Raw genomic sequence first — 206 nt, forward strand, 5'->3', positions numbered from 1 at the left:
GACCAAGTACGTCCGCACCCAGCGCTTCCAGCTCGAACGCGCCGCCCGCCAGGCCCTGTTCGGCGCCTACCGCAACCCCTACACCGACGACCCGTCCGTGGCCGGCGTCGACGACGGCAACGCCAACACCTCGATCATCTGGCACGCCGGCAAGCTGCTCGCCCTCAAGGAGGCGGCGCTCCCGTACGAGCTGGACCCGCTGACGC

1 protein-coding gene is annotated in these 206 nt (G+C 70.9%); it reads left to right on the plus strand.

Annotated features, from left to right (window positions below; translation table 11 throughout):
* Window positions 1-206: carotenoid oxygenase family protein (locus IF54_RS40350; RefSeq protein ID WP_037821310.1), on the plus strand; the 206-nt coding region annotated here is incomplete at both ends.

Origin of the sequence: Streptomyces sp. NRRL B-3229 (assembly GCF_000719505.1) — a bacterium.
Classification (GTDB): Bacteria; Actinomycetota; Actinomycetes; order Streptomycetales; family Streptomycetaceae; genus Streptomyces; species Streptomyces griseorubiginosus.